This window comes from uncultured Metabacillus sp. (assembly GCF_947503125.1).
GTDB lineage: Bacteria > Bacillota > Bacilli > Bacillales > Bacillaceae > Metabacillus.
Genome location: NZ_CANNCR010000007.1, coordinates 62,395 through 77,066, shown reverse-complemented (window position 1 = coordinate 77,066; position 14,672 = coordinate 62,395). Strand labels below are relative to the sequence as shown.

Annotated in this window: 15 protein-coding genes, 1 tRNA gene and 1 pseudogene; 15 read left to right on the top strand and 2 right to left on the bottom strand. The window is 35.3% G+C overall.

Translation table 11 applies throughout. From position 1 onward, the window contains the following. Positions 1-7 precede the first annotated feature (7 nt). Both Q1B07_RS07600 and Q1B07_RS07595 read left to right on the top strand, forming a co-directional pair. On the top strand, positions 8-1,648 hold the full coding sequence (locus Q1B07_RS07600; protein ID WP_299089464.1) for a class I SAM-dependent methyltransferase: 1,641 nt from the start codon (positions 8-10) through the stop codon (positions 1,646-1,648). A gap of 374 nt (positions 1,649-2,022) precedes the next feature. After that, positions 2,023-2,376 (top strand): hypothetical protein, encoded by a 354-nt coding sequence (locus tag Q1B07_RS07595; protein WP_299089462.1) that lies wholly within the window; start codon positions 2,023-2,025, stop codon positions 2,374-2,376. A gap of 495 nt (positions 2,377-2,871) precedes the next feature. Here Q1B07_RS07595 and recJ read toward each other — a convergent pair whose 3' ends face one another. Together recJ and Q1B07_RS07585 are read right to left on the bottom strand one after the other, a co-directional pair. After that, positions 2,872-4,464, bottom strand: a complete 1,593-nt coding sequence (recJ, locus tag Q1B07_RS07590) for a single-stranded-DNA-specific exonuclease RecJ (RefSeq protein WP_299089460.1) — start codon at positions 4,462-4,464, stop codon at positions 2,872-2,874. Between the two features lie 242 nt (positions 4,465-4,706). Then, positions 4,707-5,054, bottom strand: a complete 348-nt coding sequence (locus Q1B07_RS07585; RefSeq protein WP_274575467.1) for a helix-turn-helix transcriptional regulator — start codon at positions 5,052-5,054, stop codon at positions 4,707-4,709. 133 nt (positions 5,055-5,187) lie between these two features. On the opposite strand from Q1B07_RS07585, the gene Q1B07_RS07580 reads away from it, so the two are divergent. From Q1B07_RS07580 to Q1B07_RS07520, 13 genes and pseudogenes are all read left to right on the top strand, one after another. Beyond that, complete coding sequence (locus Q1B07_RS07580) at positions 5,188-5,544, top strand: hypothetical protein (RefSeq protein WP_299089459.1); 357 nt, start codon at positions 5,188-5,190, stop codon at positions 5,542-5,544. A gap of 47 nt (positions 5,545-5,591) precedes the next feature. Further along, positions 5,592-6,659, top strand: coding sequence for a hypothetical protein (locus Q1B07_RS07575; protein ID WP_274575469.1), 1,068 nt, complete (start codon positions 5,592-5,594; stop codon positions 6,657-6,659). 271 nt (positions 6,660-6,930) lie between these two features. Next, entirely contained in the window at positions 6,931-7,083 is a 153-nt protein-coding gene (locus Q1B07_RS07570; protein WP_174750121.1) for a hypothetical protein, read from the top strand. Positions 7,084-7,120: 37 nt separating this feature from the next. Next, positions 7,121-7,594 carry a recombinase family protein gene (locus Q1B07_RS07565; protein ID WP_299089452.1) on the top strand — a complete coding sequence of 158 codons (474 nt, stop codon included), beginning with the start codon at positions 7,121-7,123 and terminating at the stop codon, positions 7,592-7,594. 100 nt (positions 7,595-7,694) lie between these two features. After that, the gene (locus Q1B07_RS07560) at positions 7,695-9,311 is read left to right on the top strand and encodes a recombinase family protein (protein ID WP_299089451.1); all 1,617 of its coding nucleotides are present in this window, start codon (positions 7,695-7,697) and stop codon (positions 9,309-9,311) included. Positions 9,312-9,321: 10 nt separating this feature from the next. Then, positions 9,322-9,414, top strand: a pseudogene (locus tag Q1B07_RS07555) (hypothetical protein); the annotation flags it as partial. 208 nt (positions 9,415-9,622) lie between these two features. Continuing rightward, a complete protein-coding gene (locus tag Q1B07_RS07550; protein ID WP_299089449.1) occupies positions 9,623-10,072 on the top strand; it encodes a MarR family transcriptional regulator in 450 nt (149 codons plus the stop codon). 9 nt (positions 10,073-10,081) lie between these two features. Then, positions 10,082-10,897 carry a glutamate racemase gene (gene racE, locus Q1B07_RS07545; RefSeq protein WP_299089448.1) on the top strand — a complete coding sequence of 272 codons (816 nt, stop codon included), beginning with the start codon at positions 10,082-10,084 and terminating at the stop codon, positions 10,895-10,897. A gap of 171 nt (positions 10,898-11,068) precedes the next feature. After that, a complete protein-coding gene (locus Q1B07_RS07540; RefSeq protein ID WP_299089447.1) occupies positions 11,069-12,139 on the top strand; it encodes a GerMN domain-containing protein in 1,071 nt (356 codons plus the stop codon). Between the two features lie 122 nt (positions 12,140-12,261). Next, on the top strand, positions 12,262-13,029 hold the full coding sequence (gene rph, locus Q1B07_RS07535) for a ribonuclease PH (RefSeq protein WP_299089446.1): 768 nt from the start codon (positions 12,262-12,264) through the stop codon (positions 13,027-13,029). Next, a complete protein-coding gene (locus Q1B07_RS07530) occupies positions 13,026-13,619 on the top strand; it encodes an XTP/dITP diphosphatase (RefSeq protein WP_299089445.1) in 594 nt (197 codons plus the stop codon). Before rph ends, Q1B07_RS07530 begins: the two co-directional genes overlap by 4 nt. A 16-nt stretch (positions 13,620-13,635) precedes the next feature. Further along, positions 13,636-14,148 (top strand): metallophosphoesterase, encoded by a 513-nt coding sequence (locus tag Q1B07_RS07525; protein ID WP_299089443.1) that lies wholly within the window; start codon positions 13,636-13,638, stop codon positions 14,146-14,148. 431 nt (positions 14,149-14,579) lie between these two features. Further along, positions 14,580-14,656 (top strand) — tRNA-Arg (locus tag Q1B07_RS07520). The last annotated feature ends 16 nt before the right edge of the window (positions 14,657-14,672 follow it).

Here is a 14,672-nt window from a genome sequence, read left to right as displayed (position 1 = left end):
GTATAAATTGAAATTAAAAGCTCAAAATTCTTCACAGAAGCTTCGTGGAGGTTACTATACACCAAGAGAACTAACAGACTTTATAATTCGCTGGGCTTTTCAAGACGGACCGAAAAAAAATATATTAGAACCAAGCTGTGGGGATGGTGCATTCCTTGAAGGCTTAACAGAAATTGAAGATGTCGAATTTGACCAGTGTACGGCTATAGAAATTATAGAAGAAGAAGCGGAAAAAGCTAAACAAAAAGTTTTAAAAGGAAATCATCATATAAATATTATTAATAATGATTTCTTCTCGGAATTCACCGATAATCTGCAATTTAATGAATATGACTTAATAATTGGAAATCCACCTTACATTCGTTATCAATATCTCACTCCCGAACAGCGAGATACGCAGTCTGACATTCTTGTCAGAAACGGAATGAAATCAAATAAATTGATTAATGCTTGGGTATCATTTGTAGTGGCAAGTGTCCAATTGCTATCATCAAACGGAAAAATTGGATTAATAATACCTGCTGAGCTCTTACAAGTTGCTTACGCTGCTGATTTAAGACAGTTTCTAGAGAATACACTATCTAAAATTACGGTAATTACATTCAAGGAATTAGTATTCCCTGATGTTCAACAAGAGGTTGTACTTTTGTTAGGTGAAAAAGGAGATGACATTAATTTAGAAAACAAAATTTCTCTAATTGATGTTACAAACCTACAGTCTTTAAATGAGGAAATCATGGGGCAACCAGTTGAGTACAAAGAGGTTGACCATTCAAAAGATAAATGGACAAAATACTTTTTATCTAATCATGAGATTGAAGCGATTAATAGTGTAATTTCTGATTCTAGGTTTAATAAATTTGAAGAAATCGCAGATGTAGATATTGGCATAACTACAGGTAATAATAAATACTTCTCAGTAAAAAAAGAAGTAGTGCAGGAATACGGATTGGAAGAAGTAATTATTCCGTTGATTGGTAGAAGTGCCCATGCGAAGGGGATTTATTTTAATCACGAAGATTGGCTAGCGAATGTAAATGCTAACTTGCCTGCCCAGTTAGTATATTTCCCTAATGAATCATCAGATAATTTTTCTGAGGGTCATAAGGAATATATAAAATGGGGAGAAGAAGTAGGGCACAATAATGGGTATAAGTTAGGTTTAAGAAAATATTGGTATCACATTCCCTCTGTGTGGCAACCAGATGCTTTTATTTTAAGAAGAAATGACCTATATCCGAAATTTGTTATAAACAAAATTAATGCGGTAAGTACGGATACTATGCATAGGGTTCGTTTTAATGAGGGGCTTAATCATCAAAAGATTTTACTCTCGTATTATAACAGCATAACTTTAGCGTTTACTGAAATAGAGGGAAGAAGTTATGGTGGAGGAGTATTGGAGATTTTACCTGGAGAAGTCGAAAAAATTATGCTGCCAAATCTCCAAAATATCGATGACAACTTGGCGAAAAAATTACTTGAACATATAGATGATTGTATTAGAAATAATACTGATTTTGAACAGGTATTAGACCTTGTTGATAGAGAGGTTTTAGTTAAGTATTTGGCATTAGAAGAAGAATTCGTTAGTTCTTTTAGAGTTATTTGGAAAAAACTTATGAAAAGAAGACGAGAAAGAAAATAGATAAAATAAAAAAAGCATTGCGGGTTTTAATAAGTAGTTCAGATAACTTGGAGAAACAATAGAATTAGCGATAGAAATCGAGTATTAAATCGCAAAGGTTTTGTACTCGATTTTTTATTGGTATGTAAGGGTTATTCCTGTTTCGTTGCAGAATTAACGCGTGAAATAGCATACCAATTAACGGGATGACAATAGCTATTGTCAATGTGTTATTTTTAGTGCGAATTAGGCTGTCATTTGAGATGTTAAAAAACAACCAAAGGGAATAGGTAATTTATGTTAAAGTATATAAGCAAATAACTCTTTTTCCGCTAAAAGGCAGGTTTGCTTAATAACTTTAGTTTGAGTTAATCTATTGAGAAAAGAGGATTTATATGGAGAAGAAAACGATAAAAGTAGAAGAAATAAAGAAGATTTTGTTAGAGTCCTGGTCTTTAGAGTCAAGTTCCAAATGGAGTAAGGAAAACCCTGCCAAAGGACAATGTGGTGTAACAGCACTAGTAGTAAATGATATTTTGGGTGGGGAAATAATGAAAACCAAACTGCCCGATGGGTGGCATTTTTATAACTTCATTAATAAGAAACGATACGATTTAACAGATTCTCAATTTATAGAGAACATTACATATAAGGATTTACTTTCAAATAGAGAAGAAGCATTTGCTGATACTAATGCCAAACAGTATAACTACTTAAAACAAAAAGTATCAACTGCTTTATTCAGATAAAAAGGGGGTTTTAATGGAATAAGTTCCCTAAAAAAAGAAAGCTCAGAGCAGTAAACTCTGAGCTTTTTTGTGTGCTATTTACTATATGAATTAACCTGTGAAATCAAATGTTATTTAGCTTGTTATTTTAAGTTTTCTCCACAATAACTGAACTACTTAGGGTTTTAACGCAATGCTTTTTTTATTTTCATGTCCATATCCTAATAATTATTAATATAACCATCATAGTTTATAGTCTCTTAATAAGACTAAAATTTCCTGGTATACCCTACGCTCGTGCTTCAGATTCTTATTTCTTCTTGCTATCATCGCTTCATTCGTATTTCTAATTCTATCCTCTAGAAACATCTTCAACATCTGTAATTGGCATTTGTAATTCATTATAATAGACCTCCATTTTGTTTATTATTATATATCCATAATTGGATATGTAATGGAGTCCTTGGGAGGATTGCTTATAATGAACCTTTCTAATTCTAAAATATGATTCTGATGTTAGAATATACCATAATACTCTAAATTTATTGGCTGTTCGACGGCATGTGCCAGAAATTCATTTTCGTCATTTAATGTTGAAGAGTAGAAAAAGTTTCTGGACTGGTCTTTATAGCTTCGAGCCATGGAAGATTGATTATAAAAATAGAATGTATCACTGTTATCAGTAATTAATTTTGCGTGTTCTCCATTGTCACCAAACATCTTAACCTCTTTTATGTGGAGCGCAGGAGATAGGAAGACAGGTTGGTAAAAGTCCTTTCCAAAAGGTTCTAACAATTGTAAACCCTCGAAAATACCCCTTTTGAATTCAACGGGTGACTGTTCAGTAAAATACCATTTGAATGAGAAGGAACTGCCTTCTTTTTTGGCTGCTTCTTGAATAGTTGCAAAGAAGGTTTGAATGTTTTGGTCCGAAGGCTCTATACAGAATCCCACAGCACAATGATGTCCTCCAAATTTAATCAAATGCTCTTTACATCGATTTAGTGTATTAAGCAGGGAAAATCTTGAGCTGCATACACTTCTTCCAGAACCTGCACCGTTCTCTCCAACAATGATGACAGGTTTTCGATACTTTTTAGAAATTTTAGAAGCCAGGCTTCCGATACATCCTTTTTGAAAATTACCATAAACAGTGATGACAGGTTGTTCAAACGATTTGTTTTTCTTGATTACTTCTTCACAGATGGCGTATTGGATATCAGACATACGCTTTCGCTTCTCGTTTAGCTCAATATGTCTCATTACATTCTCAGCGTTAACATTTTCCGAAACTAATAAATCAACCGATTGATTTGGGTCTCCAAGTTTCCCATGTGAATTTAGAAGTGGAGCAATTTGATGCGATATCGTGCTGCTGCTAACCTTGTTAACCTTTAAGAGTGCACAAATGGTTTTGAGCACTTCAGAAGGTGCATGATTCATTTTCTCCAGAGCAAGTTTACAAATCGTGCGATTTTCACCTTTTAATGGCACAAGGTCAGAAATTGTTCCAATGGCTGCGAATTCAATATATTCCTTATAATGGATACTCCAGTCCCTATCTAGTGCAAGATGAAGTGCGTGAGCCAATTTAAATACAACACCTGCACCTGAAAGGTGCTGAAAAGGATAAGTGTTATCTTTTCGTTTGGGGTTTAAAAAGGCAAGGCAGTTTGGTATCCCTTTTTCCGATATCTCGTGGTGGTCCGTGACAATGACCTCTATCCCTCTTTTTGCTGCTGCAGTAAGTGCTTGGTGGCAAGTTGTCCCGTTATCAACAGTAATAATTAGAGAAATGTTATCTGGTAATCTATGAATGCTAGACGCCTTCAATCCGTATCCTTCTGCTCTCATTGGGACTTTATAACTTACATCTGCGCCTAGGAATTGTAAGCATTTTAAAAGTAAAGTTGTTGATGTAATACCATCGCCGTCATAATCGCCGAAAATAAAAATTTTCTCTTTCTTGATAATAGCTTTCATAATTCTATCCACAGCTACTTTCATATCGTTAAATAAAAATGGGTCATGAAAATCACTAGTCGTGGGGTAAAGAAAAGTAAAGATTTTTTCTGTCTCTTTTACCCCTTGATGAAAAAGGTATTGCATTACGATAGGGTGTATTTTAAATAACTTTGAATGATAGAGAATTTTATCCCTTTTTTGATGTTCTTCTAATGAAATAGCATATTTTTTCCAAAGATTTTCTTCATATCTCTCCTAATCTGGTATTCTGGTATTTTGTTGCTAATGTAATTATGAACTGCTTTAAGAGAATCTATACCTGAATCTTTTACAAAACAAAAAAAGAGCATTAAACCGAATAAGTTTATGCTCCTTTTTTTTCCTCATTATTGATTTTTCTTCTGTTCCCAATGAAAAATTTCAACTAATAGGTTAAAAGCTAAGGATTGGTCCTCAGAAGACCGATTGGATAATAAATCAACAACCTTTTGCAGGTCATCAGGCTCGTCCATCGGTTCCAAGTAACGAAAAAGTTCATCTAAGGAAACTTCCAATCCTTTAGAGACTTTCACCAAACTCTCTAAAGTAATGTTTTTCTCGCCGCGTTCAATTGCTCCAATGTAGTTCGTATGTAAGTTCGATAACTCTCCTAGTTGTTCTTGGCTTATGTTTTTTTCTCTTCGTAAAAATCGAATACGCTCACCCAACTTTTGTATTAATTCCAATAGCTTCACCACCTGTTGACACAAGCATATAAAGCGCACAATTTAAAATTAATACACTATAAGTGTTATTTTTATATTTATAACACTTATAAGTGTGAATGTGGTAAAATTTTCTCAGGAACTTGTTAAAGGGGGGATAATTATGGACTTAGACCGTGATGAGGTTCGAAAAGGGATTAAGGGAGCCGTAAAAGATATGGAGTTTGAGAAAAAATACGGTGTTTCTTGGTCATTTATATACTTCATTATGGCTGAAGTGTTTGTAGTTAGCTTTTTTTCATCAGCAACTTTTTTTGATTATAGCTGGACAGCAGTATTTATTATGTTTTTCATAGGTATGGTCCTATATTGGCTTCCGGTTGTCCAAGTAATTTTTCTTGTTTTATTGTCTGTACTATGGGGAGTTCTGGTGTGGTCTTTCACTGGACATATTTTTGGTTCATTGTTCGTATTTGGAGTTGCTTTAGCTATTCACTTAATGGCAAAACCTAAAGTTTAAAATATCGAATAATTCAATTAAAAAATCTTATAGGGAGATGAACATAGTTGAAGTTACGCTCTTACCATTTATTAATTTTACTTTTATTTTTAGCCTTGGCAGGTTGCGGAAATGAAGAAGAAGCAAGTGAAAATAATGTTACACCTGCAACTAAAGAAACAGAATCAACTAAAAATGAGGAAGAAGAAAATACAGAAGAAAGTAGAGAAGTTAGTGTAGATAAAGAAGGCTTTCAACTAATCGAAACAGTCAAAGTCTTTGGAGGAGGCACTTTTGATTTGAACAAGGAACATAATAGCCCATCCGATATCTATGTAGTAGAATCGGATGATGGAATTTATATGACTTTTAATGATGATGACGGAACCATCGGGGTATCAGGTAGTGAAAATGGATGGAAAAGCATTACGAATGCAGAGAATGGATTTCATAGGATACAACGCGAACCTCAATATGCTAGGGGGAATACGCTGTATGAAATGAAAGATGATGTATTGACGATTGGACAATTTAATTTTGATGATATGAATGTTATTAAAGATACGGGTAAGCAAATTCCCGAAGAAGATGGTGAACTTTATTTCGTGAACACTTCTGAAGGAGAAGGGGTAATCAAAAGTACGGAAGATAAAAACACATTGTATATAGATGGAGAGCCTATTTTGGAGTTCGATAATGTTAAAGATGTATTGGAAATGGCATCTACTCAAAAGCAGAACCCATACGAATCAACAGTTTATGTGGATACTGTAAAGAAAAAATTATTTTTCGTAAGTGATGATGATGGCAGTATTCATGTAATAGACCTTGTAACAGGTGAACCATTATTTGAAGATGGAGAATTAAAGGGAATTCAAATGACTGATGATGTGGATATTATCGGGGATGACAACGGAAATATCTATGTGTTTCTAGCCGATGGAGACCAAATCTCATTGGGGGTTTACAATAGCAACCTTGACTTTATTTCAGAGTTTCCTATTCCAGTAGAGAATCCACATGATTTTGCTGTTACAAAAACCAAAGATGAATTCCATATATGGAGTAGACATGAATATGAACTAGAGCAAGCGATTGAGCTTGTGAAGATTTCTAGACCAACTTTTAATGAATAGAAGATTATTTTTGGTATTTACTGTGACATAGGGAAAAATTGACCTCGGAGAGAACTCTCTCCGGGTTTTTTTGCGTATTTAAAAATTTTTTGAAAAAATTTTGAATCTACATACAATAAAAAAAAACCAATATCAATATTTTATTTGTATTTTTCGGAATGTATACTGACTTACACAGTTCAAAACTGCAAAAATCAGCCTAACAAAACAAAAAAGTAATAGGACAAATTTGAGCCTGCATATCCATGCAGAGAAAGGAGATGATTTTTTTATGGCGAAGAAAAAGTTAACTTTTGTGGTAGCAGCTAGTTCCCATGGAAAATCATCTGGGGAGGTTGTAGACCAACTTGTAAGTCAAACAATTAATAAAGTGTTAATCCAATCACAAGAACTACGCTATAATCAAAATAAGAAAACCTCATAATAAGAATGGTGGCTTTAAAAATAGGAGGAGTAAATAAATGAGTACGGAGACAGCTAAAATCGCAGCAATATATGTAGGAGTATCTAATCACCAAGGTCCTAATCACGACTCCTTTGAGAACCAAAAATCTAGTTGCATGGAAAAAATAAGAATGGAAGACTTAGAGTTTCTACCGAACTTTATGTATGAAGATGATTCAACTTCAACAAAAATTATGGACAGTGAGAGCATGAGACTGCTAATTGAAGATGCAAAGAAAGGGCTTTTTTCAATTGTGGTCTTTACTTCGCTCTCGCGGCTTTCTTTGGATACTTTTGATACACTTACTTTAAAAAGGATACTGGTAAATGGCTTAGGACTTCGCCTCATTTCTTTAGAAGAAGACTATGATTCCGGTGTATATGATGATGAGTTAAAATTTCAATTAATGCATGCTGCAATAAACATGGGATTAACGCTGGAAGAAGTTGCACAGGAAATGGTTACTCATTTGAGGACAGGAAATAAATAATACTTACACTGAAACTACAAACATTTTATAATAGAAGGAACAAGTAAACCTCACAGCTTTATGCTATGAGGTTTTTTATTTAGGGAGGTTAAAGAGCAATATGCAGAAGGACAAAAGTAATCTTGCAGCCGTTTATGTGCGTGTTTCTACATTAAAAGAATCACAAAAGGATTCACCTGAACATCAGAAATCAATATGTCTCCAAAAAGCTAAAATGGAAGATTTAGAGGTTCGACCAGAATTTATATATGAAGATAGGTCAACGGGAACCAACATTATGGAGCGAGATGATATTAAACTACTTATTGAAGATGCCAAGAAAGGATATTTTTCAACTGTTATTTTTACTTCACTTTCGCGTTTTTCTCGTGACTCTTTAGATGCACTTGCTTTAAAACGGACTTTAGTTGATGCCCTAGAGATTAGACTGATATCCATCAATGACAATTATGATTCAAAAGTGGATGTTAACGATGAGATGGTTTTCACCATTATGTCAGCAGTTAACCAAAAGCTGTCTCAACAAATAAGTGTTTCTTCAAGAGCTGGTATTAGAGAATCTGCATTGAAAGGGAATTTTACTGGAAGTACAGCTCCATACGGTTATAAAAAGATAATAAAAGTAGATGAAAAGTCTAAAAACAAAGTGAAAACCTTAGAAATTGATGAAAATAAAGCTGACATCGTGCGAAAAATTTTCAATTTATATATCAATGGTATGGGTGAAAAAAAAATAATAGAGTATCTAAATCATGAGGAAATACCTTCACCGAGAAATGAAAAATGGGGCATTACAACAGTACAGAGAATGCTGCAAAATGAGGCGTATACAGGGAGAAATGTCCACGGGAAATATACTGTAAAAAAAGTTACAGATGTCTCTGATGTTCAAAATCGAAGAAATAAGTTAGTTCAAGTGCCCAAAGAAAAATGGGAAAGAAACGAACAAATTGAGTGGGAACCAATTATCACAGATAAAATATTTGAAGATGCTCAGAAAATTCGACTTAAGAGGGGAGGAGGAAAAAGAGGAGGAGTACGAAATGTGAAAGTAAATCCTTTTTCAGGGTTAGTTAAATGTGCTCACTGTGGTAGCAGTTATGTTTCCATGAAGTCAGGGAAAGTTGGCAAGAAAGGTCAAGAGTATAGGTATCTAATATGTTCATCTAGACGGAGAATAGGAACTAAAGGGTGCATTAATGATTTGTGGGCACCATTTGAAGAATTTAAAATAGGAGTTCTGCAAACAATTAAGTTGGAATTAGAAAAAAAAGTAAATATTGATGAAGTGAGTGCAGGTCTTGAAATTACTACCACTAACGATGAAAAGGCAAATAAAAACAAGAGAAAGAAGTTAGAAGCACAATTAAAGCAAAATAGAACGTTTCTTATGAATCTCAGGAAAGAATTTAATTTAGGAAACATAGACAAAGGACAATTTGAGTTTGAGAAGGAAACCTATGAAGCGGAGATTAAGGACATTCAAGAAGAACTTAAAAACCTAGAAGATACGAGTAAAACAACTAATAACTTAGACTATATAAAGTCCCAAGTTCATGATGGATTACAACGCTTGGTGAATCTTAATTTTGTTGAAATAGATGAGTTGCAATTGGTTTTAAAACAGCTTATTGATGTAATTACTGTGGATAGGAATGGGCTGGTACTTATTATAACTCCATTAGGAACAATAGAACTGGAGAACTTAAAAATTTAGTTCGTTTTCAAACCCGATTACGAATGCAATGCAAAAGCTTGGTGTTAAGGGACGTTCTCAAGCGGTTGTCGAGCTCCTTCGAATGGGTGAACTAGAGCTCTAACCAATACCGGCTAACCTTTTCAGTAAGGAAGCCGGTTATTATTTATATAATGATCGTTTTTTTATTATTGGGTTGATCTGATCGTCCTCATGCAGCTTGCATTTTTTGTGGAAAACATGGAAAATATGAAATGAGGATGACTTAGATTGCTATAAAATCTTGTGTAAGAGTCATCCTCACTATTTCATTAGTGAGGGTTTTGAATGTAATGACAAATCATGCAAGTGTGAATGAACAAACCGTAGCCGATTTAGAAAAAGCGCTGCGTCATATATCAGCTATTATTAAGCAAAAAGGCAGGGAAATATTAAGTGATTATGCTATTACACCCCCGCAATTTATTGCTTTACAATGGCTTTGGGAAAATGGGGACTTAACAATTGGCGAGCTATCTAATAAAATGTATTTGGCGTGTAGTACAACGACAGATTTAGTTGATCGTATGGAAAAAAATCAATTGGTTATTAGAGTGAAAGACCCAAAAGATCGTAGAGTTGTACGAATTCATCTATTAGAAGAAGGTGAACGAATTATCGAAGAAGTGATTCATAAACGTCAAAATTACTTAAAAGATATACTTGTTCATTTCAAGGAAGATGAAGTGATCTTACTAGAAAAATCGTTAATTAAATTGCAACAAGAAATGAGAGAAGAATGAGGCGATTGTTTGAAAAGTCCTATTGGTGTTATTGATTCGGGAGTCGGCGGATTAACAGTAGCAAAAGAAATTATGAGACAATTACCAAAAGAAGAAATCATTTACTTAGGTGATACAGCGCGTTGTCCATATGGCCCGAGACCAGCTGAAGAGGTACGTCGTTTTACATGGGAAATGACAAATTACTTATTAGAGAATCATCATATAAAAATGCTAGTCATTGCATGCAACACAGCAACAGCGATTGCCTTGCAGGAAATTCAGGAAAATGTTGATATACCTGTTATTGGCGTTATATTTCCCGGAGCTAGAACAGCTGTTAAAGTAACAAAAAATCATCATATCGGTGTTATTGGTACGGTGAATACCATTAAAAGTGCTGCCTATGAAACAGCGCTTAAAACATTAAATAGTAGATTAACAGTTGAAAGTTTAGCGTGTCCTAAATTTGTCCCACTTGTTGAGAGTGGTGAGTATGAAGGTGAAGAAGCGGATTTAATCGTTGAAGAAACTCTTGCACCACTTAAAGGTTCTCCTATAGATACGTTAATTCTCGGTTGTACACATTATCCAATTCTTCAGCCGCAAATTGAAAGATTCATGGGACAAGCAGTAAAAATCATTTGCTCTGGGGATGAAACTGCTAGAGAAGTTAGTACAATTCTGTCGTTTAAAAAGGCATTAAACCAATCCTCAGGTAAAAAACAGCATTTTTTTTTAACAACTGGTCCAAGAGAATTGTTTGAAAAAATTGCAACAAAATGGTTTGAACATGAAATAGAGTGTGTCAAATCAATCAAATTGGATGTGCAACTGAAATCTTAATAGATACGAAGAGAGAGGCTGTCTCAATTGAGCAGCCTCTTTCCTTGTGTGCCCATACGGTACCCTCCAAGAATGCGAGTAGCTATTCATGAAAGTTTGTACAAAAAATCGGTCTAAAACAAATAATAGCTCGTATACATAGTAGTACAAACTGCCTTTGGAGGGATGAGAATGTCTAAATATAACAAACAGATAGCAATAACGGTTATTGCATCATCTATGTTACTTTCTGGTTGTGGTTTATTTAATGCTGAACAAGCTGCAAAAGAAATTGATCCACCACAAGATGTGACCCTTACAGATGACGCTGAACAGTTAAATTCAGAGGGAAATGTAGAGGGTGTATCAGATGAAGCATCAGAGGAAAGTGTGACAAGTCAATTATATTTAATCGATAAAAACGGATTGGTTGTCCCTTATTCAATGAACCTACCAAAAACGAAAAGTGTCGCAAAACAAGCATTAGAATACTTAGTAGAAGGCGGACCAATATCAAATATTCTTCCAAATGGTTTTCGTGCCGTACTACCGCAAGATACTCAAGTATTAGGGGTTGATATTAAAGACGGTGTAGCCATTGCAGATTTTTCTAAGGAATTCAATGATTATAAAAAAGAAGATGAAGCAAAAATTTTACAAGCAATTACATGGACATTAACACAGTTTGATAATGTGGAAAAGGTAAAGATTTGGGTGAATGGCCATGAGCAGAAGGAAATGCCTGTAAATGGAACACCAATTCAGGATGGTGTGAGTAGAGAAAGCGGTATTAATCATGATTCTACAGATGTTGTTGATATTACAAATACCCATCCGTTAACCGTTTATTACACGGCTGAAGCTGATGGGCAACAGTACTATGTTCCTGTTACAAAGCGGGTGAGTAATACGGAAACAGATCCAATCGCTGCTGCAGTAAAAGAGCTTATTGAGGGACCTTCACCTTCAACAGGTTTAATTAGCGGCTTCCAAAATGATGTTGAATTATTAAGCGCGCCTAAATATGAAGATGGAAAGGTAACCTTAGATTTTAATGAATCAATTTATGGAAGTTTTGATGAAGAACAAAAAATCATTTCATCAGAGGTTCTCCAATCACTGGTATTAACGTTAACTGAGCAAGAAGGGGTCGAAAGTGTTGCTGTAACAGTAAATGGAAAAGCAGAATTAATGAGAGAGAATGGAGAAAAGTTGACCGAGCCTGTTACAAGACCTGCTAAAGTGAACACAGGTAGTTTTTAATAGCACGTTTTTGATATACTATAAAAAGGGTAAAAAGAGGTATGCTTATAACAAAGCTACCTCTTCTTTCTTGTACATAATTTTACAGAATTTAATGGACTTTCATTGGAGGGAATTAAAGAATGAGACATGATGGCCGTGCTAAGGATCAGTTGAGGAAAGTAGATATAGTAAAAGATTTTGTTATTCATCCAGAGGGTTCCGTCTTAATCTCCTTCGGTAATACAAAGGTAATTTGTAATGCCAGTATTGAGGATAGAGTGCCGCCGTTTATGCGCGGTGAAGGAAAAGGATGGATTACAGCTGAGTATTCCATGCTTCCAAGGGCAACAGAGCAGCGTACAATTCGAGAGTCCTCAAAAGGGAAAATCAGTGGTCGGACAATGGAGATTCAGCGCTTAATAGGTAGAGCATTACGAGCAGTTGTTGATCTAAAAGAATTAGGTGAACGCACTATTTGGATTGACTGTGATGTTATTCAAGCTGATGGTGGAACAAGGACAGCTTCAATCACAGGTGCATTTGTTGCTATGACGATTGCGCTTGGGAAATTGGTTGCTGATAGGAAAATAAAGGCGCTGCCAATTACAGATTACCTTGCTGCTGTATCAGTAGGGGTTGACAATGAGCATGGAGAAATCTTAGATTTAGATTATGTTGAAGATTCACGTGCAGAAGTCGATATGAATGTCATTATGACATCGCAAGGTCAATTTGTTGAATTGCAAGGTACTGGAGAAGAAGCAACATTTTCAAGACAGCAATTAAATTGTCTGCTTGATCTGGCTGAAGAAGGAATATTAGCTCTTATCGAACATCAAAAAGCGGCGCTTGGCGATCTTTCACTCATCGTGACAGAAAATATCAAAAAGCAGGTTGGTGCAAAGTGAAGGAAATCATTATTGCAACAAAAAATCCAGGGAAAGTAAAAGAATTTGAAGCATTATTATCTCCAATAGGCTTCCATGTTCACTCTCTATTAGATTACCCTGATTCAATTGATGTTGAAGAGACAGGGGTTACTTTTGAGGAAAATGCCATATTGAAAGCAGAAGCTATTTCGGAAGCCTATCAGCGCATGACAATTGCCGATGATTCTGGTTTAGCCATTGATTATTTAGGCGGCAGGCCGGGGATTTTTTCTGCTCGATATGCTGGACCTGCAAAAGATGATCAAGCGAATATCAGCCAAGTATTAGAAGAATTAACTGGTGTTAAAAGCATGGAGGACCGTTCTGCAAGATTTATTTGTGCGCTGGCCTTATCAATACCTGGACAGCAAACAAAAACGGTGGTGGGAACTTGTGAAGGGTATATCGCAATGAAGCAGCAAGGAGAAAATGGTTTTGGATATGACCCAATCTTTATTGTGAAAGGGTTAAATCAGACAATGGCAAGTATACCGAAAGAGGAAAAAAACCGGATAAGTCACCGGGCAGAGGCTATAAAAAAGATCTTGGAAGTTATTAAACAAATTTAAAATGGGGCGCGTATTTATGAATGTTTTAATAATGAGTGATAGCCATGGCTTAACAGCAGAAATCGAGGACATAAAAAACCGCCATAAAACAGAAGTGGACTTTATGCTGCATTGTGGAGATTCTGAGCTCCCGGCAGACAGTAAAGAATTAAGTTCTTTTAAAGGTGTTAAAGGGAATTGTGATTTTGGCTCAGAATTGCCGAATGAGATCATAGTAGATGTAAATGGTTTCATCTTGTATATGACACATGGCCACCTATATAATGTAAAAGCTACATTAATGAATTTAAAATACCGTGCATTAGAGAAAAAGGCGAATATTGCATGTTTTGGACATTCACATATCGCCGGTGCTGAGATGATCGATGGCATATTATTTATAAATCCCGGAAGCATCAGACTTCCTGCGATGCGAAGACAAAAGACATATGCTATACTTACTATTGAAAAAAACACCGCAAAAGTTACGTTTTATGAAGTGAATGGACAGAAAGTTGAGGAACTTTCTCAGCAAGTAACCCTAAATTAAATATTTGAGAGGGAGAGATCTCCCTCTCCTTTAAAAAATTCAATAATAATATTGACTTTTAAATTAAATATCAATATAATGAAAAATGTCGCTAGTGATATTTGAAATTGAAATCTGTATCCTTAAAATAAGTCCCAGTAGCTCAGCTGGATAGAGCACGAACGAATACGCTGCCTTGAAATGGCATCAGCGTACCGATTGAGCAGCATCTTGAATCATCTTTCCGAAATCGGGACGACGACAAATTTAGTATTTAAAACCTTATATTTTTTATAAATTAAGTCCCAGTAGCTCAGCTGGATAGAGCACGAACGAATACGCTACCTTGAAATGGCATCAGCGTACCGATTGAGCAGCATCTTGAATCATCTTTCTGAAATCGGGACGACGACAAATTTAGTATTTAAAACCTTATATTTTTTATAAATTAAGTCCCAGTAGCTCAGCTGGATAGAGCAACGGCCTTCTAAGCCGTCGGTCGGGAGTTCGAATCTCTCCTGGGACGCCATCAAACAATACATATC

Bases quoted from the DNA above. Each gene is read 5' to 3' on its own strand.
- Q1B07_RS07595 (WP_299089462.1), top strand. From the start codon at position 2,023: ATGGAGAAGAAAACGATAAAAGTAGAAGAAATAAAGAAGATTTTGTTA.
- recJ (WP_299089460.1), bottom strand. From the start codon at position 4,464: ATGCAATACCTTTTTCATCAAGGGGTAAAAGAGACAGAAAAAATCTTT.
- Q1B07_RS07580 (WP_299089459.1), top strand. From the start codon at position 5,188: ATGGACTTAGACCGTGATGAGGTTCGAAAAGGGATTAAGGGAGCCGTA.
- Q1B07_RS07570 (WP_174750121.1), top strand. From the start codon at position 6,931: ATGGCGAAGAAAAAGTTAACTTTTGTGGTAGCAGCTAGTTCCCATGGA.
- Q1B07_RS07565 (WP_299089452.1), top strand. From the start codon at position 7,121: ATGAGTACGGAGACAGCTAAAATCGCAGCAATATATGTAGGAGTATCT.
- Q1B07_RS07560 (WP_299089451.1), top strand. From the start codon at position 7,695: ATGCAGAAGGACAAAAGTAATCTTGCAGCCGTTTATGTGCGTGTTTCT.
- Q1B07_RS07550 (WP_299089449.1), top strand. From the start codon at position 9,623: ATGACAAATCATGCAAGTGTGAATGAACAAACCGTAGCCGATTTAGAA.
- Q1B07_RS07540 (WP_299089447.1), top strand. From the start codon at position 11,069: ATGTCTAAATATAACAAACAGATAGCAATAACGGTTATTGCATCATCT.
- rph (WP_299089446.1), top strand. From the start codon at position 12,262: ATGAGACATGATGGCCGTGCTAAGGATCAGTTGAGGAAAGTAGATATA.
- Q1B07_RS07525 (WP_299089443.1), top strand. From the start codon at position 13,636: ATGAATGTTTTAATAATGAGTGATAGCCATGGCTTAACAGCAGAAATC.